The 22,837-nt window shown below is 56.6% G+C and carries 15 protein-coding genes; 2 read left to right on the top strand and 13 right to left on the bottom strand.

What is annotated here, in order from left to right:
* The 13 genes from bamB to AK59_RS0105450 form a co-directional block, all read right to left on the bottom strand.
* On the bottom strand, nucleotides 1–1,179 hold the full coding sequence (gene bamB, locus AK59_RS0105510) for an outer membrane protein assembly factor BamB (RefSeq protein WP_029882244.1): 1,179 nt from the start codon (nucleotides 1,177–1,179) through the stop codon (nucleotides 1–3).
* Between the two features lie 10 nt (nucleotides 1,180–1,189).
* Complete coding sequence (locus AK59_RS0105505; RefSeq protein ID WP_013098275.1) at nucleotides 1,190–1,810, bottom strand: YfgM family protein; 621 nt, start codon at nucleotides 1,808–1,810, stop codon at nucleotides 1,190–1,192.
* A 13-nt stretch (nucleotides 1,811–1,823) separates the two neighbouring features.
* Nucleotides 1,824–3,098: a histidine--tRNA ligase gene (gene hisS / locus AK59_RS0105500; protein WP_013098276.1), complete on the bottom strand. Its 1,275-nt coding sequence runs from the start codon at nucleotides 3,096–3,098 to the stop codon at nucleotides 1,824–1,826.
* An 81-nt stretch (nucleotides 3,099–3,179) separates the two neighbouring features.
* A complete protein-coding gene (gene ispG, locus AK59_RS0105495) occupies nucleotides 3,180–4,298 on the bottom strand; it encodes a flavodoxin-dependent (E)-4-hydroxy-3-methylbut-2-enyl-diphosphate synthase (RefSeq protein WP_029882243.1) in 1,119 nt (372 codons plus the stop codon).
* A gap of 26 nt (nucleotides 4,299–4,324) precedes the next feature.
* The gene (rodZ, locus tag AK59_RS0105490; RefSeq protein WP_029882242.1) at nucleotides 4,325–5,338 is read right to left on the bottom strand and encodes a cytoskeleton protein RodZ; all 1,014 of its coding nucleotides are present in this window, start codon (nucleotides 5,336–5,338) and stop codon (nucleotides 4,325–4,327) included.
* Between the two features lie 291 nt (nucleotides 5,339–5,629).
* Entirely contained in the window at nucleotides 5,630–6,796 is a 1,167-nt protein-coding gene (locus tag AK59_RS0105485; RefSeq protein ID WP_013098279.1) for a bifunctional tRNA (adenosine(37)-C2)-methyltransferase TrmG/ribosomal RNA large subunit methyltransferase RlmN, read from the bottom strand.
* A 169-nt stretch (nucleotides 6,797–6,965) separates the two neighbouring features.
* Nucleotides 6,966–7,397, bottom strand: a complete 432-nt coding sequence (gene ndk / locus AK59_RS0105480; RefSeq protein WP_003860625.1) for a nucleoside-diphosphate kinase — start codon at nucleotides 7,395–7,397, stop codon at nucleotides 6,966–6,968.
* 124 nt (nucleotides 7,398–7,521) lie between these two features.
* Nucleotides 7,522–8,397, bottom strand: a complete 876-nt coding sequence (locus tag AK59_RS0105475) for a 4Fe-4S binding protein (protein WP_029882241.1) — start codon at nucleotides 8,395–8,397, stop codon at nucleotides 7,522–7,524.
* Entirely contained in the window at nucleotides 8,397–9,185 is a 789-nt protein-coding gene (locus tag AK59_RS0105470; protein ID WP_029882240.1) for a dimethyl sulfoxide reductase anchor subunit family protein, read from the bottom strand. Before AK59_RS0105470 ends, AK59_RS0105475 begins: the two co-directional genes overlap by 1 nt.
* Nucleotides 9,178–9,807, bottom strand: a complete 630-nt coding sequence (locus tag AK59_RS0105465) for a DMSO/selenate family reductase complex B subunit (RefSeq protein WP_013098282.1) — start codon at nucleotides 9,805–9,807, stop codon at nucleotides 9,178–9,180. The genes AK59_RS0105470 and AK59_RS0105465 overlap by 8 nt, the downstream gene beginning before the upstream one ends.
* A complete protein-coding gene (locus AK59_RS0105460; RefSeq protein ID WP_029882239.1) occupies nucleotides 9,804–12,182 on the bottom strand; it encodes a DMSO/selenate family reductase complex A subunit in 2,379 nt (792 codons plus the stop codon). Before AK59_RS0105460 ends, AK59_RS0105465 begins: the two co-directional genes overlap by 4 nt.
* Before the next feature lie 88 nt (nucleotides 12,183–12,270).
* Nucleotides 12,271–14,598, bottom strand: coding sequence for a peptidoglycan glycosyltransferase PbpC (gene pbpC / locus AK59_RS0105455; protein ID WP_029882238.1), 2,328 nt, complete (start codon nucleotides 14,596–14,598; stop codon nucleotides 12,271–12,273).
* Nucleotide 14,599: 1 nt separating this feature from the next.
* Nucleotides 14,600–19,552, bottom strand: a complete 4,953-nt coding sequence (locus tag AK59_RS0105450) for an alpha-2-macroglobulin family protein (RefSeq protein WP_029882237.1) — start codon at nucleotides 19,550–19,552, stop codon at nucleotides 14,600–14,602.
* A gap of 274 nt (nucleotides 19,553–19,826) precedes the next feature.
* Between AK59_RS0105450 and AK59_RS0105445 the strand changes: the two genes are divergently transcribed.
* Both AK59_RS0105445 and AK59_RS0105440 read left to right on the top strand, forming a co-directional pair.
* Nucleotides 19,827–21,371, top strand: coding sequence for a PTS transporter subunit EIIC (locus tag AK59_RS0105445; RefSeq protein ID WP_029882236.1), 1,545 nt, complete (start codon nucleotides 19,827–19,829; stop codon nucleotides 21,369–21,371).
* 12 nt (nucleotides 21,372–21,383) lie between these two features.
* A complete protein-coding gene (locus AK59_RS0105440; RefSeq protein WP_023620126.1) occupies nucleotides 21,384–22,751 on the top strand; it encodes a 6-phospho-alpha-glucosidase in 1,368 nt (455 codons plus the stop codon).
* Nucleotides 22,752–22,837: the final 86 nt, after the last annotated feature.

Genomic DNA, 22,837 nt, shown 5'->3' with positions numbered 1-22,837 from the left:
TTAACGCGTGATCGCGTACAGCGTGCCGTCTTTTGCCTGAATCAGCAGTTTGCCGTCAGCCACAACCGGGTCGGTGAGGAAGCCAGAGCTGTCGACTTTTTGCTGCGCAGTAAAGCGGCCCGTCTCCGGATCGATCCAGTGCATGTAGCCTTCGCTATCACCCACCACCAGGCTACCGTTGTACAGCGCCGGTGCGGTCAGCAGACGGTGCAGCAGATCGCTTTGCGTCCACAGCGTCACGCCGCCATCGGTGCTCAGCGCCAGCAGACGGTCATTCTGGTCAACCATATAGATGCGGTTACCATCAACAATGAAATCATTCACTGAGCCCAGTTCACGTTTCCACATGATCTGACCACTGCGCAGATCCAGCGCGGTCAGGTTGCCGTTGTACGCCAGCGCATAAACCACACCGTTGACGATAACAGGCGTCGTGTCGACGTCGTTCAGACGGTCGATTTCAGTTGACCCCGTCGCCTGAGAGATACGCTGCTGCCAGATCATCTGACCTTGCTGCATCAGCACCGCGCTCACGCGACCGTTATCACCACCCACAATGGCAGCACCAAAGGCTGTCGCCGGGGCAGATTCGCCGCGCAGGGAGAGTGATGGCATATCCAGGTTGACGGTCCACTTCACCAGACCATCGGCTTCGTTCAGCGCCTGCAGCTGGCCGTTGCTGGTGTGGATCAGCACCAGGCCGTCGCTCACCACCGGACGAGACAGAGACTCACCGGCAACCGTGGTTTGCCAGGCAACAGAACCGTCGCTGGTGTTCAGGGCATAGACCTGTGCTTTTTCGCTTCCCACGTATACGTGACCACCGGCAACGGTCAGGCCGCCAGACAGCAGTGCAGGTTTACGGGAGAACCAGCCGTCTTTTTCCGCCAGGTTAACGGACCACACTTCTTTTCCGTCATCGGCGTTAAGCGCTTTTACGGTACCTTTACGGTCAGCCGCATAGATAACGCTGTCAGCAAAAGCCGGGTGCAGGTTGGAATAGAAATCACCAATTCCATCCCCCACGGAAGTACTCCACGCGGTTGACGGGGTAAACTGGTTTTCAACCGTCGGCAGCGGGGACATTTTCACAACGTCTTCTTCGCCACTGAACAGTGAACAGCCACTCAATAACGTAACAGAAAGCAGTCCTGGCAGAAGTAATTTACGCAATTGCATCGGGTCCCTCTCAGACGGACAAATTATTTATTTTCATCTGCATCATTTCGCTCAGCGCAGGGGATGCATTGCTATCTACACCAGCTTGCCACGCTTTACGCGCGCCCGCTTTATCACCTTTGCTCAGCAGTGCTTCACCGCGCAGATCGGCAACGATGGCAGCAAAACCTTCGCCTTTGATGGTATCGAGCGTTTTCAGCGCTTCATCAGCTTTTTTCTGCTGAACCTGGATACGGGCCAGGCGCAGATTGATAACCGCTTTCAGGTTGTCATCGCTGGCGGCCGCAAGCCCCTGCGACAGCTGGGCAGCCGCTTTATCCAGTTCGTTCTTGTCGATGTACTGCTGAGCCACTTCCAGCGCGGCCAGCGCACCGTAGGTGTTTTTGTTGTCAGCGGCAAATTTCTCTGCTGCCGTCAGCGTTTGCGGCTGATCGGCACGAATGGCGCTCACGGTATTTTCATAGGACAGAGACGCGCCGCGCGCGGAATCCGCCTGATGATTGTTCCAGTAGCGCCAGCCAATCAATGCACCTACACCTAAAATAACCCCAACAACCAGCGCTTTGCCGTTTTCAGCAAAGAAGCGTTTGATCGCGTCGACCTGGTCGTGTTCGTTCTCGTAAATTTCCACGCAGTCCTTCTCCTTAGCCCAATAGAGTGCGCAAGTGCGCCGCAACGCCGTCCTGCGTTACCGTTGTCTGCTCACCAGAGCGCAGGTCTTTCACTACCACTTCGCCGTTGGCCACTTCGGACTCACCCAGCACCAGTGCAATACTTGCGCCCCACTTATCGGCACGAGCAAACTGTTTTTTGAAGTTGCCGCCGCCATGGTTGGTCATCAGCTTAACCTCCGGCAGTGCATCGCGCACGCGTTCAGCAAGCTGCATCGCCGCAGACTGCGTTTCCGCGCCTGAGGCCACCAGGTATATATCGACAACGGAATCTGCTTTAAATTCCGGATTAACTGCCTGAACCAGCAAAACAAGTCGCTCAAGGCCCATTGCGAAGCCAACCGCAGGCGCGGCACGGCCGCCAAGCTGCTCAACCAGACCGTCATAACGGCCGCCAGCACACACGGTGCCCTGCGAACCGAGGCTGGTGGTAACCCACTCAAACACGGTACGGTTATAGTAGTCCAGACCGCGCACCAGGCGCTGATTAACGGTATAGGCAATGCCTGCTGCTTCGAGCAGTTTGCAAAGACCAGCAAAGTGTTCGCGAGACTCGTCGTCCAGATAATCGCCTAATGCAGGCGCATCGTTCAGCAGCGCCTGCACGTCCGGATTTTTGGAATCAAGCACGCGCAGCGGGTTGCTGTACATACGACGTTTGCAGTCTTCGTCCAGCTTCTCTTTGTGCTCTTCAAGGAACGCCACCAGTGCATCGCGGTAGTTGGCACGCGCTTCCAGAGAGCCGATAGAGTTCAGCTCAAGAGAGACGTGCTCAGAGATGCCCAGCGCGCGCCACCAGCGGGCGGTCAGCATGATCAGCTCAGCGTCAATGTCGGGGCCTTGCAGGCCAAACACTTCTACACCCAGCTGGTTGAACTGGCGATAACGACCTTTCTGCGGACGTTCGTGGCGGAACATCGGGCCGATATACCACAGGCGCTGCTCCTGATTGTACAGGAGACCATGTTCGATGCCGGCGCGTACGCAGCCCGCCGTACCTTCAGGACGCAGCGTCAGGCTGTCGCCGTTGCGGTCCTCAAAGGTGTACATCTCTTTTTCAACCACGTCGGTCACTTCGCCGATCGCGCGTTTGAATAACGGGGTCTGCTCTACAATCGGCAAACGGATTTCGCTGTAACCGTAGCTGCCGAGCACCTGTTTCAGTGTGCCTTCAATGCGCTGCCAGATGGCGGTTTCGCCAGGCAGATAATCGTTCATGCCGCGGATGGCTTGAATGTTTTTTGCCACGTTTATTCTCTTTCTATATACAAAAAAGAACCCAAAGAATGGGTTCAATCATACATGGGAAGCACTTCGCTTCCCATCACGTTATTTTTCAACCTGCTGAACGCTGATGCGCTGCGCTTCGTCCATCATCGACGCTTTGGCACGAATGCGCGCTTCAAGCTGGTCGATCATATCACTATTATCCAGACGATCTTTACGAACGCCATCTTCATAGAGACCACTTTTCTTGTTACCGCCGGTGACGCCCAGCGTTGACACCAGCGCTTCACCCGGGCCATTCACCACACAACCGATGATGGAGACGTCCATTGGGGTGATGATGTCTTCAAGACGCTGCTCCAGGGCATTCACGGTTCCGATGACGTCAAACTCCTGACGTGAACAGGTTGGACAGGCAATGAAGTTGATCCCACGTGCGCGGATACGCAGTGATTTCAGGATGTCGAAGCCAACTTTGATCTCTTCGACCGGATCGGCCGCCAGCGAAACGCGCAGGGTGTCGCCGATCCCTTCCGAGAGCAGCAGACCAAGGCCAATGGCTGATTTGACAGAGCCACTGCGCAGGCCACCCGCTTCGGTGATCCCAAGGTGCAGGGGCTGATCGATCTCCTTTGCCAGCAGACGATAGGACTCTACCGCCAGGAAGACATCGGAGGCTTTTACGCTGACCTTGAACTGATCGAAGTTAAGACGATCCAGATGATCAACGTGGCGCATCGCGGATTCAAGCAGCGCCTGCGGCGTGGGTTCGCCGTATTTTTCCTGCAGATCTTTTTCCAGAGAACCGGCGTTCACGCCGATACGGATGGGGATGTTCTTATCGCGTGCGCAGTCCACCACCATGCGGATACGCTCTTCGTTACCGATGTTGCCTGGGTTGATACGCAGGCAGTCGACGCCGTATTCGGCAACTTTAAGCGCAATGCGGTAGTCGAAGTGGATGTCTGCAACCAGCGGCACACTGACCTGCTGTTTGATCAGTTTGAACGCCTCTGCGGCGTCCATGGTCGGCACGGAGACGCGAACAATGTCCGCGCCTACGCGTTCTAAGGCTTTGATTTGGTTGACCGTCGCTTCCACATCCGTGGTGCGCGTATTGGTCATCGACTGGACGGCGATAGGCGCCCCATCGCCGATTGGCACATTCCCAACGTAAATCCGTTTTGATTTTCTACGTTGAATCGGAGCCTGGTTATGCATGAAAAATCTCCCGCGTAGCCCGTCTGTTACTGTGCTGCTGATTGTTCGGCATTAACGGTAAGACGTGCAACCTGGTTAGTTCTGATAAAGCGGCTCAGATCGACAGGTTTTCCTTGATACTGGATCTGTACCGCTGCCGGAGCGCCGATTTTAAGTTTATACGGTGCCTGACCGGTTAGGTTTAACGTGCCATCTTTACGCTGCAGGCCGCTGAACAGTTTTTTACCTGTTGCGTCAGTGACTTCTAACCAGCAGTCAGCAGTGAAATTCATCACCAGCGCGTTAGGGTCAACCGCGGGCGTTGCGACAGCTGCCTGATCGGTCGGCAGAGGTGCAGCGGTGTTCGCCGCCGGTGCGTTCGTTGCGGTATCCACAGGAGCCTGAGAAGGTGCAACCACCGCGTTTTGATCCTGCGCTGGAGCCTGCGTCTGAGGCGCTGACGTGTTAGCCGTTGCCGCTGGGGTCTGCGCAGCGTCGGTAGCTGGCGTATCGGTCGTCGCGGTTTGTGGCTCGCTGGACGTTGCCGCGCTTTCAGTGCTCAGTGGAACGCTCTGCGCGTTACCGTTTCCGGCCTGGTTAAGTTCGGCAGAGGATTGATCGGCCATCGTGGTGATCTCTTCCTGCTGCGCCTTGTGGTTTTGCCACCACCATGCGCCGGTCAGGCCGACCACCACAAACAGCACCAGCCAGGTGAAGCTCATCAGCCAGCCATCACGTTTTTTACGACGTTTGCCCAAAGAGAAGCTCTGCATCGGTGCAACTTTGGCTGCACGAACCGGTGCCTGCTTCTCCATCATTGGCAGTAATTCGTCTTCGGGGATGTGCACCAGTTTTGCGTAAGAGCGGATATACCCGCGCAAGAATGTTGAAGCCAGATCGGCAGGTGCCTTATCTTCTTCAATATCGCGAACCGTGGAAACCTTCAGGCACAAGCGTTCTGCAACGGCTTGCTGGCTGAGTCCGAGTTGTTCACGGGCGTTGCGAAGACGAACGCCAGTGGAGAGTGCTTCATGTTGGTCGTGAGTGGCTTCAGTATTCATTCGCTACAACTACTGGTACGTGAAAAATAAGGGTTCAGGTGCCGGTGAGTCACAATGCCACCCGCACCGCGAAACTTCTGGTCAGTTAACCTTGAACAGTCAGTATAAGACTGTCAGCCCGGAGATGACAGTGCGCCCTGCCCGTGAAGCTAAACTGTTGTTACGTCGTTACATACTGCCCGAAAGTCGTATGAAACGCACCGTAATTATTACTCAGTCATCACGAATCTGACTGATTATTCAGTAAGATTATGCTTCACGGCGCAATAATGCGCCGTGATTGCATAATAATCAAACAGCTTTGACCGCAATCGTCTCGCCCTGCATGCGTTTACGCAGGGTACGTTTGGTTCGGTCAATCACATCACCCGCCAGCTGACCGCATGCGGCATCGATATCATCACCACGGGTTTTACGCACGATGGTGGTGAAACCGTACTCCATCAACACCTTCGAGAAACGGTCGATACGGCTGTTCGAGCTGCGGCCATACGGCGCTCCCGGGAACGGGTTCCATGGGATCAGGTTAATTTTGCACGGCGTATCTTTCAGCAGTGCAGCCAGTTCATGCGCATGCTCGGTACCGTCGTTCACGTGGTCGAGCATCACATACTCGATGGTTACGCGGCCCTGGTTGGCGTTGGATTTTTCCAGGTAGCGACGCACCGCCGCAAGGAAGGTTTCGATATTGTACTTTTTGTTGATCGGCACAATTTCGTCACGGATTTCATCGTTTGGCGCATGCAGAGAGATGGCCAGTGCCACGTCAATCATGTCGCCCAGCTTATCCAGAGCCGGCACCACGCCTGACGTAGAGAGCGTCACGCGACGTTTGGAGAGGCCAAAACCGAAATCGTCCAGCATGATTTCCATTGCCGGAACCACGTTAGTCAGGTTCAGCAGCGGTTCACCCATCCCCATCATCACCACGTTGGTAATTGGGCGGGTTCCGGTCACTTTCGCCGCGCCAACGATTTTCGCGGCACGCCAGACCTGGCCAATGATTTCCGATACACGCAGGTTACGGTTAAAACCTTGCTGCGCGGTTGAGCAGAATTTGCACTCCAGCGCACAGCCAACCTGAGAAGAGACGCACAGCGTGGCGCGATCGTCTTCCGGGATATACACGGTTTCAACACGCTGATCGCCAACGGCAATCGCCCATTTGATGGTGCCATCTGAAGAGCGTTGTTCTTCCACCACTTCCGGTGCGCGGATTTCAGCCACTTCTTTAAGCTTGTTGCGCAGCACTTTGTTGATGTCAGTCATGTCATCAAAATTGTCGCTGCAATAGTGGTACATCCATTTCATGACCTGATCGGCACGAAACGGCTTCTCGCCCAACTCTTTAAAGAACTCGCGCATCTGCTGACGGTTCAGATCCAGCAGGTTAATTTTTCCATTTTTATTTGGAACCGCAGGCGTGGCGACTTCGGAGGTATTCACTAATTCAGACATAATATTTTCCGGCCTCGTTGTTACACGTTATGGCCCATGGAGGGTTGAAAAGAAACGCCCCGGAAAGCGTTCTGCTCGTCCGGGGCGTTGCATTGTACAAAGTCTGGCGCAGGGATGCCACGTTTGCACGTGGCATTTACGAAAATAATGTGTAAACGAAACCGTTAAATTAACGGGTACGTGGACACACTTCGCCTTCTGCGAAGAAGAAAGCGATTTCGCGCGCTGCAGATTCAACAGAGTCAGAACCGTGGGTGCCGTTCTCGGTGAAGCTGTCAGCGTAGTCAGCGCGCAGCGTACCTGCCAGCGCGTTATCCGGGTTGGTTGCACCCAGCAGGTCACGGTGACGCTGTACCGCATTTTCGCCTTCCAGCACGGATACAACGATCGGGCCAGAGGTCATGAACTCAACCAGACCGTCAAAGAATGGGCGACCTTCATGCTCAGCGTAGAAACCGCGAGCCTGCTCAACGGTCAGATGCAGCATTTTGGTGCCAACGATCTTAAACCCTGCTGATTCAAAGCGAGCGAAGATGCTGCCAATAACGTTTTTTGCCACCGCGTTTGGTTTGATGATGGAAAAAGTACGTTCAATAGCCATTGATAACCTCTGTAAAATGTTCTGTTGTTTTTGCATACCTGAGTATGGTGTGGCGCGGATTATAAAGAGCAATAGCGCCATTGCCTATGGTTATACATAACATTTTTTTAAAATGAGACGAAGATTAGCAACAGGACAGATTTCGCATCCCGTAGTGATGGTGGAAACAGAGCGGGCACTGCTTTTCTTCAGGCGTAAATGACCAGAACCGACGACGGCACGTCTGGCAATTGGCCTCATATGCGGGCATGGTTACCGTTTTCGCTATTCCCTCTGTTTGTGTCACTTTTATCGCCGCATGCTGGCAAACCGCTTCACAACCACCGCAACCGGTGCAATATTCGGTTTCCACCCTCAGACTGGCGCTCTCAAAACGAATCGCCTTTTCCTGACAGCTTCGCCAGCACGCCCCGCACAGCACGCACTTTCCGGCGTCGAGAGCGATCTCTGCCTCGCTAAACGCGGGAAAAGCCCTTCGCAACTCAGGCAGGCCGGGCATGACGCAACAGGCACGAACATCCTCGCGGGGAACGTGCATTAGCGCACGGCGGGCGAGATTCACCTCGTTGTGCGGGATGAGCTTAAATGCCCACGCCGCTTCACCGCGTCGGCGAAGCGTAAGATTAAGCCGGGCAAGCGTCAGCAGCCAGTCAGGATGATGCTCCACCTCAATACTGATAAAACGAACGCGGTATTGCGCGTGCCACAGTAGCAGCTCATTCACTCCAGGTGCGCGTTCCGCAAACGGCCCGACAAGCGTATCTCCACGCAAAAAGCGTTTTCGCGGTACGATGCCGGTAATGGCTCCGGCTGGGCAGACAAACAGGCAGTCACCGCATTCAATACATCGGCTGTCATCAATCAGAACGCCCGAGTCCGTAAAAGAGAACGCCTGCACAGGGCAAGCGTCCGCACAGGCGTGGCAGGAGGCATGGCGGAAACGGCGACGAACGCAAGCATGCGTCACGTCCATCGCCGGGATAAGCGTTAATCCGGCCATCAGCCAATACTGAAGAAAACGAAGCGCAGCATTAGCTCACCCACAATCAGTAATGCGCTGCCCAGCAGCACCGGGCCTCGCGCGGCCTTCAGACCGCCCGCGGCAAAACACAGCATGCCCGCAACGGAAACGCACCAGCTCAGCAGATGCACCGTGCGCAGTTGCTCCAGCATCCGTAACGGAGCGTGAGGGAGTGTCACCACGGTGTTGTCCATGGCTGTAATGTCTGCCAGCCAGACGGGCTGCATCACCAGACGCACAAGCACCAGCAGCGTAATAATCACAACCGCCGCGCGCAGGTTAATCCGGGAAGGCGCCCCAACGGCCACGCAGGCTGAGCCAATGATTCCCACCGAGCCGATGAACAGCACCAGCGTGTTGATGTGCTGCCAGGTGACAACCGACGTATGGATATAAATCTGCGCCATGCAGAACACGTCCACCAGCCCGACAAGACCCGCCACCGCCAGAAGCGGCTTCCAGCCTGGTTTTTTCGCGAACATCAGCAGCGTCGCAAGACCAAGCGCCGCAAGATAAAGGCTGGCAAATACAATCTCACGGCTCAGCCAGGAGCTGGATACGTGGCGCAGCGCGTTGAGAGCATTGAGCGGGTAGCCCATATGCAGCGTCGAGGCGAGCAGCCCCAGGCAGGCCAGCACGAATGCCCCGGCAGCAGGCAGCAGCGCGTTACGCGGCAAAGCCTGCGCGCCTCCGAGCGCCAGCCAGAGCGTAACGCCTACCGATCCCTGAAGGAACAGGGTAAAAATCAGCAACGGTAACTCATGCATGACGTGTCCCCTCTTTCTCTGCGCCCTGATGTGCTTTGATCACCAGGTTCGGTTTGGTGATGGAGGAATCAGGCAATCCCTTCACGTCACAGACCACACCGTATTTCGCCCGAAGTTCATCAATCGGCCCGAATTTGATCGCTTCAAGGGGACAGGTTGCCACGCAGACAGGTTGTTCGCCTTTCGCCTGCAGATCCACGCAAAAATCGCATTTGGACATCTGCCCGGTCTGCTCGTTGAGCTGCGGCGCGCCATAGGGGCATGACCACGCACAGTATCCACAGCCGACGCACTTATCCGTATCGACGCGCACGATGCCGTCACCCGGACGCTTATGCATCGCGGTGGTCGGGCAGTTTTTGGTGCAGACAGGATCCGCACAGTGGTTGCAGGAGACAGAAAGTGTGTAGGCAAAAACGTTATTGCTGACGCCGCCCTGGCCGGTTGGGATGAAATTCCCGCCGTTGATTTCGTACACGCGACGGAAACGACGCCCGGGTTCAAGGTTGTTTTTATCTTTGCACGCCACCTGGCAGGCCTTGCAGCCCGAGCAGCGGGATGAGTCGATATAGAAGCCCAGCTGTTTGTCGCTCACCGGCGCGTAGTGTTTAAACTGACTCATGCTTTTGCTACCTCCACCAGCATGCTTTGATGAGAATTCCCTTTCGCAAGTGCGGTAATGCGGGCGGAGCTGAGCACGTTCGCGCAGCCACCTTTATCAATGCCCCGCTCGTCCGGCTGCCACCAGGCGCCAGCCTGCATGGCAACAACGCCAGGAATGATGCGCGGCGTGACTTCGGCCGGGATTTCACATATCCCCCGTGCATTGTGAATACGCACGGTATCTCCCTGCGCAATACCGCGTTTTTGCGCGTCCTGTGGGTTAATCCATAACTTTTGCTGCTGAACCTCAATCAGCCATGGGTTGGCATACTGAGTGGAGTTGGCGCGGTTTTTCCCCTTCCAGGTAATGAGCTGTAGCGGGAACGTCTTCGCCAGTTCATCCTCCGGTCCTTCATGGGCTGGCACGTAATGCGACAGCGCAGGGATTTCCGGGTGATGCATGTCGTAAAGACGCTTCGAGAAGATCTCAATTTTTCCGGAGGGCGTCGGGAAGGGATGATTTTGCGGGTCGCGAATATTGTCCTCAAAAGCGACATACGGTGCGCTTTTGAAGAGATGTTGCCGCGTCTTTTGCAACGTCGCGAAGTCAGGCAAGTTTTCCTCTGGCATCGCCAGGCGTGTCTGCTCCCATATGTGTTCAATCCACGCCTTTTCATCCCGCCCCTGGCTGAAGGCCGGTTCGATACCCAGCTTAGCGGCTACTTCGCGCAGCCAGTCATAGTCTGAACGGCGTTCAAATTCGGGTTTGATCAGCTTTTCCGACAGGATCAGATAGCTTGCGGTCCCCCAGGTTTCACCGATATTCCAGCGTTCCATAAAGCTGGTTTCCGGCAGCAGAAGATCGGCATAGCGGGCACTCGGCGTCATGAAGAGATCGCTTGCCACGATGAACTGAATTTTCGACTCGTCTTCCAGTACCCGTGTCGCCTGGTGCAGATCGGGGTTCTGGTTAGCAAGATAGTTACCCGCCAGAGAAAACAGAATGCGGATATTACTGTCGAGCTTTTCAGCATCCTTCAGGCCGACATCCGGTGTGACCTGTGAGGCATCGTCAGCGGCCTGAACCCAGTTCATCACCGATATTTTTGCTTTGACCGGGTTATCCGGCATGTCAGGACCGACCGCAAATTTCCGGTTGGCACAACCACCATATCCTGCAGCCCACCCACCTTTTACGCCAACATTGCCCGTCAGCGTTGCCAGCAGCGTAGAGCCACGCGCGGTGCGTTCGCCGCAGTTGTGGCGCTGTGGACCCCAGCCCTGAATTAACGCGGCAGGTTTTGTTGTGGCATAGTCGCGTGCCAGCTGCCGGATGGTCTGCGCTGGCACATGGGTAATTTGCTCTGCCCATTCGGGAGTTTTCACCACTCCATCTTTCGCACCGGTCAGATAGGCGACAAGAGACTCGTTGGCGGGCACACCTTCAGGCATTGAGGCTTCATCGAAGCCCAGCGTATAGCGCTGAATAAATTCACGATCGTGCAGGTTTTCCGTGACGATAACGTACATCATCGCGTCCATCAGCGCGTTATCGGTCGTCGGTAATAAGGGGATCCATTGATCGGCAAGGGATGAAACGGTATCTGAGTAGCGTGGATCGACCACGATAAAACGCGTGCCGTTTTGCTTCATCCTCTGGAAATAGTGGTTGCTGTGACCAAAAATGGTCTCCGTTGGGTTATGACCCCAGAGGATCACCAGCCGGGTATCCTGCAGTGTATCCAGCGAACTGCCGCTGGCGGCGGTGCCGTAGGTGTAAGGCGTCGCGGCAGCTGTATTGCCCATACTGACCGAATGATAGCTTTCAAGGTATCCGCCGGTTAAGTTGAGCAAACGACGGACCATCTTATCCCCGGAAAAGGTGCCCCCGGAAACCGCCGTACCCACATGAACATAGCGCGAGGCTGCGCCATATTGTTGCGTGATCGTTTTTAACCGTTCGGCAATAAGCGTGGTAGCTTCATCCCACGAAATACGTTCAAATTTTCCTTCACCGCGCTTACCCACGCGTTTCATCGGATATTTTAAACGGTCAGGATGGTAAACAAATTTCCGGTAAGCCCGGCCACGAACGCAGGCGCGCATCACCGGCATTTGCGGATCCAGCTCATTATCCGGGCGCGTAGAAATTCGGGTCACCACGCCATCGTTGACGTGGGCCCGAATATCACACTTCCCCCCGCAGTCAAATGTGCTGCAGGTCTGAATAATGTTTTCCGCAGGCTCGTCTTGTGCGGCGGTGCCTTCACTCGCCTTTGCTTTGCCAACGCGGGCGACAAACGGCAGGGCAGCAAGCGCCGACCCGGCCTGGATAAACTGACGTCGGGATACAGCGGGTAAAAGGCCGTCTCCCTGGCTTTTTATTTTTGTCATTGCTCATTCCTTCAAATAAAAACGCATTCTCGTTTTTTCGCAGGAACGAACATTGATTATTATCAAGCTAATTAATAGGGAGTAGGGGTTAGCGGCTTAATTCAAAATTAAGCGTAGCCAATTTCCCGGCCTCATCCATGGCAACTAATTGATATTTACCGGGCAAAGATAACTGCATTGAAAAATTCCGATTTTTATGTTCAAGAGGCTCGCCATTTAAAAACCACCATCGCTGCCCTTCTCCCCCGCTGGTCGTGACGGAAATTGTCACATTGTCCTCACCCGGAAGACGTTTAATGACCGCCCCCTCTCTGACACCCGAAATCATTAGCGGTGCCGCATTGTTATCATCCAGCGGTGGACAAACCGTTGAAGGTGCCGGAAGACGTGCCGCTCTTTTTTCTGCTGCAGGCAGCCACGGCTCCAGGGGTAGCGGCCAGACGTCCAGCACTTTCTCTGTGGCATCCGGGCAATCTGCCGCAACGCGTTTGCCAGTTTTATCCAGCCAGATCGGGAAACGGATCCCGCGGATGCCCTCCTGCTCCGGCAGCAACAGCGTCGGCGGCTCACTCCCTTCCAGCAGCCAGGTCGACAGGCGTCGACGGCAGTTTTCACTGCCCTCCGGCAACGATTGCCCACCAGGCCAGCAGATCACGCCTCGCCCGACGCTTTCCGGGCGCGGATCGAGTGGCAGGCGCGCTTCGTCTATCGTTGAGCGCGACTGAAGCAGGTTATTCACCTGATTTAACAGCGGCACGGCACTGGCAAAACCAAACTGTCCCGCCACGGGCGTGCCGTCTGGCCTTCCGGTCCAGATGCCAATCACGTAACGCGCATTCAGGCCAATGGCCCAGGCATCGCGATAGCCGTAGCTGGTGCCCGTTTTCCATGCCAGCGGCGCAACCTGCGGCAGTGCGTTATCCGGTAACGGTTGGGCTTCATTCGCCAGAATACGGCGAATAATCCAGGCCGAGCCGGGTGACAACAGCGGACGTTCAACCAGCGTATCACCTGGCTGCAAGCGCAGCCTTCCCGCTTTACCGTGGCGGGCAAAAGCGCTGTAGGCAGCAGTAATATCAGCCAGCCGCGCTCCCGCCCCGCCCAGGATCAACGACAGATTTGGCTGCGCCCCCGCAGGCAAAATAAGCGGCAACCCTGCGTTGCTGAGCATGCCGGCAAAACGCTTAGGCCCGTACGCCTCCAGCACCTGCACGGCAGGCAGATTAAGGGAGCGCACCAGCGCTTCGCTCATGCTCACCGGCCCATGGAATCCGCTGTCAAAGTTACCGGGACGATAATCACCGGTTTTCCTGGGGACATCCTGAAGCAGCGAAGCGGGATGGATCAGTCCATCGTCGAGCGCCATACCGTAGATAAAAGGTTTCAGTACCGATCCCGGGGATCGAATCGCATTCACCATATCCACATGGCTGAAGCGGGTGTCATCGTTAATATCCACCGAACCGACCCAGCCGCGCACTTTCATATTGGTATGATCCACGACGATCATCGCCAGCGAACTGCGCGCCGGCAGGCGGGATTTCCAGTTCATTGCCAGCTCTTCCAGCTGCCGTTGTAAGGCGGCATCCAGAGTGGTGACAATTTTGGTATCACGGCTTTTTCCCAGCATCATGCGTGCGAAGAGCGGCGCCAGCTGGGGCATCTGCCGGGGAGCCAGCCATACCGGCTCTTCACGGGATTCGTTAACCTGTCGGGCTGACCAGACGCCCTGCGTTACCATCCGGTCGAGCACTTTGTTGCGCGCCGCCTCCGCCCGCGCTGGCCAGCGGTCCGGGCGTAAACGGCTGGGGGCCTGAGGTAGCACCGCCAGCAGGGCCGCTTCGGAATAGCTGAGCTGTGATGGCGGTTTACCCAGATAGGTCCAGCTTGCGGCACCTATTCCCTGGAGCGTCCCGCCAAACGGGGCGCGGTTGAGGTAGAGGGTGAGGATCTCGCGCTTGGAGAGATGCCATTCAAGCTGCATCGCCCGCCAGAGTTGACGAATTTTACCGCCAAAGGTGCGCGGATGCGGATCCAGCAGACGCGCAACCTGCATGGTCAGTGTACTGCCGCCGGAGACAACCTTACCGGACGTCAGATCCTGCCAGGCGGCGCGCAGCACAGAGAAAGGATTCACGCCTGGATGCTCCCAGAACCAGCGATCTTCATACTGGATCAGGGCCTCAAGATAGCGAGGAGAGACCTCTTCAATCGTGACCGGATAACGCCAGATCCCTTCGCTGTCGGCAAAACGCCAGAGCGGCGTGCCCTTCTCATCCACCACCACCCGGGCGGGGTTAACCTCTTTCAGCGGCAACGGCCAGAGGCGGTCGGCGGCGACAATCAGCCCCCATAAAATGAGAAGCGCCCCCGCCAGCCACAGCCAGCGGGAGCGTATCAGACGTGCAACTGACATATTACGGTACAACAATCAGCGGGCCACTGGCCGCACCCGTTGCCCGCCACTGCGGAACATACATGGACTCCACCAGCGGCACCGGTACCTGGTACGTTCCCGGCGTCACGGCGCGCGCCAGATAAACCAGCGTAACCGGCTGCCCTTCGTTCACCGGCACTGCGGCCACAAAGCGGTCGTCGCGGAACTCCATATGCTGAATATCCGCCTGCTGCATCTGGCTAAGCAGGTTCTGCACTTCGCTGCCGCTGTCCTGCAGGCTGGCGCTGCTGCTCGCCAGGTTCTGGTTCTCCAGCTCCAGACCCGCCGGGAGGAGATCCACCACCAGCGCATCCGGCACGTTCTGGCTGGCCTTCACTTCCAGCCATACCAGCACCAGCTCACCGCTCTTCAGCGAAGAGAGCGATTTCGAACTGCCGTCGGTTGCCAGAATATGGCGTTCAATCTGCAGAACATTCGAGGATGGCTGAGGGGCTGAGTCCGGGTAACCGGTGCTATCCAGACGCACCCACAGCGGTGCCGTGCCGGTGTTGGTCACCTGCAGCGCACCAAGCTGATCGCCATTCATATTCTGCACCAGCGCCTTGTCACCGCTCAATGCGCTACCCGAGAGTGAGGTTTCCGCCTGCCATGCTCCGGACAGAGTTTGTAGCGAACGTCCGGCCAGGAACAGCGCGTTACTCTCCTGCGTAGACAGCCAGCGCTGGCTGAAGGCCTGTTCAGACAGGGCATTCAGCAGCCTATTTTGCGCATCCGGCAGCAGCTTGTACTCCTCCAGAAGGGAGAGCATCAGCGCGTTATCACGAAGTGCGCTACCGTAATCCGCCATCCAGTTTCTGCTGTCGTTGCGCGGCGTTTTGAGGGCCAGATCCAGCGCCTGCTGGCTGCGCGGGGCATCCCCCATCAGTTTGAGTGCCATACCGAGCTGCATCAGCGGCAGACCGGAAGCCGCCTGCCCGTGACGATCCCAGATTTCACGCAACGCACCCAGCGGGGCTTTTTGCTGGCGCGCCAGTACCAGTGCGGCATAGGCCTGCACGGCAAATTTGCTGGCCTGGGTATCGTCGCTGTAGCGGATGGACATCATGCCCGGATCCTGCAGGTAGCGGAGCAGTCGGCTATTGGCATTATTGACCGCATCCGTCGGCACGCTGTAGCCCTGCTCACCGGCACGCACCAGGAAGTCAGTGACATAGGCAGTCAGCCAGTACTCTTCCGGACCGTTTTTATCCCAGAGCGCAAAACCACCGTCATCACGCTGCATCTGCAGAAGGCGGGAGATGCCAATATCAATGGCAGCACGACGTTTGTCGTCCGTGTCGCCTTTAATGCCAAGCGCCTTCAGCTGTGACGCGTTGGTATAGAGCGACGGGAACAGGCCACTGGTGGTTTGTTCAAGACAGCCATAAGGATATGCCTGCAGCTCACGGATATAGCGCGCCAGATTAAGCGGCGGTTTGCCGCTAAGCAGCAGTTGTCCCTGCAATGTAGCGGGAGAGAAGCCGTTGATATGCTGCCCTGGCGCAGTCCAGGACTCACCCGGGTTCAGCATGGCCCCGGTATTCACCGTCTGCGCCGGGAACGCAGGACGGACGCCGATTTTCCAGCTCTTCTGCTGCGGAGCGAAGGTCTCGCCAGGCAGCTGAAGTCCTGTTACCTGCGCCGTCACTTCGCCGTCACCGTAACCTTCCAGTGCACGCACCGGAATAAACAGCGTGCTGCGCGCACCCGGTGGCAGTTTGACAGGCTGCGGCTGTGCCCCTTCCAGCGACAGCTTGCCGGTCGTGGTTAAGGCCACATTTAGCGTTTGCGGCTGATCGGTCAGGTTAGTGAGATCCAGTGTCAACCGTGAGGTATCGCCGCTTGCCAGGAAGCGCGGCGTATTAAGCTCGGTAATGACCGGCGCGGCCACAATCACTTTGCTTTCGCTGCTGCCGAAATCCTCTTCCGTCCAGGCCTGCGCCATCAGACGCAGCTCACCGTTGAAGTCTCCAATTGGCAGGGTGATGGACCCTTCACCATTCGCATCAAGCGTCACAGGCTGTGCCTGCTGGGCGATAATGGTGACATGGTTCACCGGCGGCTTACCGCCGCGTTTAAGCTCATCGCCGTCACCACCAAAACGCAGCGCGGCCATACGTCCCTGGCCTTCAATCACCTGGCCGTAGATATCGTAGATATCCGCGCCATAGCGCTTCTGACCAAAGAAGGCCTGCCACGGATCCGGCGTGACGTAATCGGTAATGTTCAGCACGCCGCTGTCCACCGCGGAGACCAACACGTTCACTTTCTGTGGTACCGGGCCCTCTTTCACGCTGGCTTTTACTTTCACGGAAAGCGTCTGGTTAGGGCGCATTTTCTGCGGGTTATCCAGCGCGATATTCAGACGGCGATTTTCATCCCCCATCGGCAGATGCAGCAGGCCAACCGCCCGCTTCGGCGTGGCGGATTTGGATTTATCGCCAGGGCGAACCACCAGCGTGCTGAGATAGAGGTCGTGGCGTTTCCAGGCTTTGTCTACCGGAATAGAGAGATCCAGTCCGTTGGCCGGAACGTCGATCTCTTTCCACCACAGCGGCCCTTCGCTGGATTCGATCATCGCATAGCCTTTACCCGCGGCAGGTGCGGCGATATGCAGCTGGATGGTGTCACCCGGCTGGTAAGAAGGCTTATCCAGTTTCAGGGTCACGCGGTCGGGGCGCGCGGCTCCCGTGCCGTCACTGTTATCCTGCCAGCTGTACCCGGCCCAGAAACGTACGCTGCTGACCATGTCATCAGGCGCTTTCACTTCCAGACGATAGGAGCCCCACTCTACCGGGAACGTCACTTTGCCCGTTTCATCGGCCTTGAGGGTCAGCTCCTGCTCGCCTTCAATGAGATCTTTTTGATCAAACTGAGACTGCCAGCCATCGCTTTCTGACCAGTTCCAGTAGTAGTCGCGGCGTTCGCGGATCAGGCGCACCTGTAACCCGGACACAGCCTTTTTCGCCCCACTGGCATCGGCATAGACAATGTCGAAACTGGCGTTGCCGTTTTCATCGACAATAGGCTGGTTAACGGTGGTATCGGTGCGGTAATCATACACCGCCTTGCTGGCGAACTGAGGACGAATACCCGGTAATTCGGCTGCTGGCCAGATAGCCTGTTCAGCACGACGCGTCACCGGACGACCGCCTGATTCCAGCAGGCTGGCCTGCAGGATCAGCTGAAGCGGAGAGTGCACCTCTTTCCACTGACTTTCCGTAGAGACCTGCCCACGCCCCTGTTCATCAAGCGTAAGCTGCACTTCATCCAGGCTGCGACTCAGGTTGTCTTCGGCGATATCGCCAAACTGGAAGCCAGGCAGCGCCGGAACCGCTTCACGCAGTGGACGCAAAAAGAGCTGCCCCTGCAGGGCATTACCGTTGGCCGGTGCGCCGTACAGGTAATATCCCACCACGTTAAAGTGGACGTTATCCTGCGGTGAAACCGGCGTTTTTTGTCCGCTCAGATTCAGCGCCATACGCTCTGGCATAAAATCTTCGACATGGAAGTCCCACAGACGCTGCTGGTTATCGCCCGTATTGGCGCGGATATGCCACATGCCGGTTTGCGCCCCGCTGTCCAGCGGATAGTTAAAGCGATAGAGACCGTTCTCCGGCTGGACGACGACGGTACGCGCTACCTGCCCGTCCGGACGAAGCACATCCAGCTTCACCGGCTGCGCGGGCAGCGGTTTACCGTCGCTGTCGCGCAGTAAGCCGTTCAGGACCACCGTTTCGCCTGGGCGATAGAGGTCACGCGGGCCAAACATAAAGAATTGCTTGCTGTAACCCGGGCTACCGGCAATGTCGAACTCCGCCAGATCGAGCGCCGGCAGCTTGAGGTCAAGCAGCGTAGTCTGGCCATCTTTACTGGCAAGGATCAGCGCGGCTTCTTTGTCCGTTTCGAGCTTTGCATGGCCGTCGGCATCGCTGTTCGCCTCAGCCAGGGTCTGCCCTTTATCGTTTAACAGCGTGACGGTTACACCGGATTGCGCCGCACCGTTTTCCAGGCTCTGGGTGAAGATATCGAGACGGTTATGATAACGGTGAGCGGACAGCCCAATATCGCTTAAGGTGAAGAGCGTGGCGGCATTGCTGTAGTTGTAGTGCCCTGCCTGATTCATCACTGCAATATAGACGCCCGACTGCTGGAGCGGCTTGATATCTTTCAGCGGCAGCAGCAGTTTTTCACGCGTGTTGCGTGCCGGGTTAAGATCGAAACGACCGGTATAAACCAACTCGGCCATCTTCAGCAGATTGTCAGATTCCCAGTTGGTCAGCGAGTTACGGTATTCCCACTGGCTGACGAATGAAGCCAGCGACTCCGGTTTCACGCGATAGAAGTTCACGTCCACGTTATTGACGTTGAGCGCCATGACCGGCAAGCCTTCCACGACTTTCCCCGGCAGCAGTGACCCGCGGCTGGCGAAGCCGACCGTCGGCTCGACATCCCGGGTGGTCAGGGCTTTTTCGTAGTCGATGCCAAAAGTCGCTTTGTTTAACGCCTGCAGATCGCGTTCCACGGTGACGACCAGATTGCGGTTAGGCTCCAGATGGCGCAGACGAAGCTCTTTCAGGTTCGGCGCCAGTTCCCACGCCCCGTCAACCTTGCCGCTTTTCTTATCCACGACATGCACGGTTTTCGAGAAATCCTGATCCGGATTCAGTGGAACAGAAAATGTCAGCACCAGCGTAGCGGCGCCGTCCAGCTGCACTTCAGAGGCATCAAGCAGAGTGAGCGCTTTGCCCTGACTTTGTGCCGCCAGTTTTGCCAGCTTGTCAGCGTCTGGCTTTTCGGCCGCTTTTGGTGTGGTTGCTGTAGATGCCGCGGGAGCCGCAGCCTGAGGTTTATCGTCGCTGTTATCACAGCCGACAAGCGTAAACGTGGTGAGCAGCGCAAGAGAGAGCGCGGCTAAGCGAAACGGTTTCATCCTTTGTCCCTGGCCCATGGAGCCTGTTGGTCGTCTTCCGGATAAGTATTATCCGCAAGTTTCGTTAATACAAAAAGTCCATTTTTAGAATCTGGAAGGCGGCTCGCATCGTCAACGTGGTGATGTTACGCCGATCACAACGTCAAACGTCACATGTTACCTTTGACGTCATTTGTTTTTAAAACAAGAAGATAGCTGGATAAGCTCGCCGGGAGCCTGCTAGTTTTAAGCTCAAGACGCACCCCGAGTGCGCGGTTCAATAAGAGAGAAAGCCATGAAACGAGCCGTGAACGCCCTACAAAATTTCGGAAAATCATTGTACGGACCGGTACTTATTTTACCGATCGTCGGTCTGTTTATCGCCTTTGGCAATGTGCTGGGCAATGGCAACCTGGCCGAGTATCTGCCGTTTCTCGGCCATCCGCTGATCCAGAACATCGGCCAGCTGATCGCCAAATCTGCCGTGTCGGTGCTGGTTAACCTGGCCCTGGTGTTTGCAGTCGGCATCCCGATTGGTCTGGCAACACGGGACAAAGGCTACGCGGCGCTGATTGGGCTGGTGACGTTTGTGGTGTTTATCAACGCCATGAACGTCACGCTACAGCTTCAGGGCGAACTGGCACCCGCAGCACAGATGAAAGCCGCCGGGCAGACCATGGTGCTGGGCGTTCAGGTGCTGGAGATGGGCGTGTTCGCCGGGATCCTGACCGGCGCGCTTGCCGGATACCTGTACAACAAATACTCCGGCGTACAGTTTAACGGCGCGATGGCGATTTACTCTGGTCACTGTTTTGTCGCCATTGTGATGCTGCCCGTTTCCATGCTGCTCGGCGTAGTGATGAGCGAGCTGTGGCCGTTTGCCCAGCACGGCATTAGCGCAATGGCGCTTGCCATCAAAGGTTCTGGTCCGTTCGGCGTGGCGATCTACGGCTTCCTTGAGCGCATTCTGGTGCCCACCGGCCTGCATCATCTGGTCTATACCCCGTTCCTGTATACCGAACTGGGCGGCACGCAAGAGGTGTGCGGTACGGTTTATCAGGGCGCGCGCAACATTTACTTCGCGGAGATGGCCTGCCCGGAGGTGAAACAGCTCAGCAGCACGGTGGTATGGGATGCGCGCGGCATCAGTAAGATGTTTGGCCTGCCGGCGGCGGCGCTGGCGATGTACATGACCGCAAAGCCGGAGCGTAAAGCGGCAGCAAAAGCGATTCTGATCCCGGCGGCGCTCACTTCGCTGCTGGTCGGCGTCACCGAGCCCATTGAGTTCTCCTTCCTGTTTGTCGCCCCGCTGCTGTTCGTGGTGCACGCGGTGTTGACGGGTATCGGGATGATGCTGTTCTCCCTGCTGGGTGTTCACGCCATCGGCGCTAATGGGATTATCGATTTTATTCTCTACAACCTGCCGCTTGGCACGGAGAAGTCCAACTGGCCGATGTATATCGTGGTCGGGCTGATCATGTTTGCCCTCTACTTCGTGGTGTTCCGCTTCCTGATCCTGCGTTTCAACATGAAAACGCCAGGCCGTGAAGATGAGGACCAGGAGACGCGCCTTTACAGCAAACAGGAGTACCAGGCGAAGGGCAATAACGACGGGCTGGGTGAATCCATCGTCGTCGGTCTGGGCGGCCGGGAAAATATTGAAGTGGTGGATAACTGCTACACCCGCTTACGTGTGACGGTGAAGGATGTCGCCATCATTGATGAGCCGCGCCTGAAAGCGACCGGCGCAAAAGGGATTATCAAACAAGGTAACAACGTTCAGGTGGTCTACGGGCTGCATGTCAAAAAAATGCGAGAAGCCGTTGAGACGTTTCTCTGAAAGGAGCTAAAGATGTTTACACCCCCATTCATTCTGTCGATTGCTGGCGGCGGTAGCACCTACACGCCAGGTATTGTGAAAAGCCTGATGGTGCGTCTGCAGGACTTCCCGCTGGCCGAAATCCGCCTTTACGACATCGACGAGGCGCGTCAGAACACGATTGCCCCGGTGGTGGAAAAAGTGATCCGCGACCACAGCCAGAGCATCAAATTTACCGTCACCAATGACCCGGAAGTGGCCTTCAGCGGCGCACACTTCGTCTTCGCCCAGATGCGCGTTGGCCAGTATAAAATGCGCGAGCAGGATGAGAAGATCCCGCTGCGCCACGGCGTGGTTGGTCAGGAGACCTGCGGCCCCGGCGGGCTGGCTTATGGGCTGCGTACGATCCTGCCAATGGTCGAGCTTATCGATCTGGTGGATCGCTACGCGCATGAAAAAGCATGGATCGTAAACTACTCCAACCCGGCGGCAATCGTCGCAGAGGGGGTGCGTCGCCTGCGGCCAAATGCCCGCGTACTGAATATTTGCGATATGCCGGTTGCCGCAATGCGTAACATGGGAGCCATTCTGGGGGTCGATCGCCGCAAGCTGGAGGTGGACTACTTTGGGCTGAATCACTTCGGCTGGTTTACCCGTGTGTTGGTGGACGGCGAGGACAAGCTGCCGGAGCTGCGTAAACATATCGCGAAGTTTGGTCTGCTGACGGAAGATGCCGCCAAAACCGACCCGCAGCACTCCGATCCGTCGTGGGTGAAAACCTGGCGCAACATCAAGCCGATCATGGATAACTTCCCGGAGTATCTGCCGAACCCGTATCTGCAGTACTACCTGATGCCGAACCAGATTGTTGAGCATCAGAACCCGGACTACACTCGCGCTAACGAAGTGATGAACGGGCGTGAGAAAAAGCTGTTTGCCGCAGCCGAAGAATATAAGCGTACCGGGATCCTGCCGGATGCCTTCCACGTTGGCGTTCACGGCGAGTTTATCGTCGATGTCGCCTGCTCGCTGGCCTTCAACCTGCGGAGCCGTCATCTGGTGATGGTGGAAAACCGCGGGGCAATTACTAATCTGCCGTACGATGCGGTCGTCGAGGTTCCCGCTTATATTACCTCCGAGGGGCCAGAGCCTGTCCGCGTGGGCCAGGTGCCGCTGTTCCATCAGACGCTGCTGCAACAGCAGCTCGCCTCTGAGCAACTGCTGGTGGAAGCAACCATTGAAGGGAGCTATGAGAAAGCGCTGCAGGCATTTACCCTGAACCGTACCGTGCCGACCATGGAGCACGCGAAAGCGATTCTGGATGAGATGATCGAGGCAAACCGCGAGTACTGGCCTGCGCTGCAAAAAGCCTGGCAGAACGGCGAAGCGGTGAAAAAATAGGGGCTTGCTCGCGAGTTGAACGTGGTTTGCTTGTCGGTGTCAGAAAAAACACCGACAATCCTTTTTTACGGAAAAGAATGGAGGCA

The sequence above is a fragment of the Enterobacter sp. T1-1 genome, assembly GCF_000710795.1.
GTDB classification, from domain to species: Bacteria; Pseudomonadota; Gammaproteobacteria; order Enterobacterales; family Enterobacteriaceae; genus Enterobacter; species Enterobacter cloacae.
This window is presented reverse-complemented; position numbering and strand designations above follow the sequence as displayed.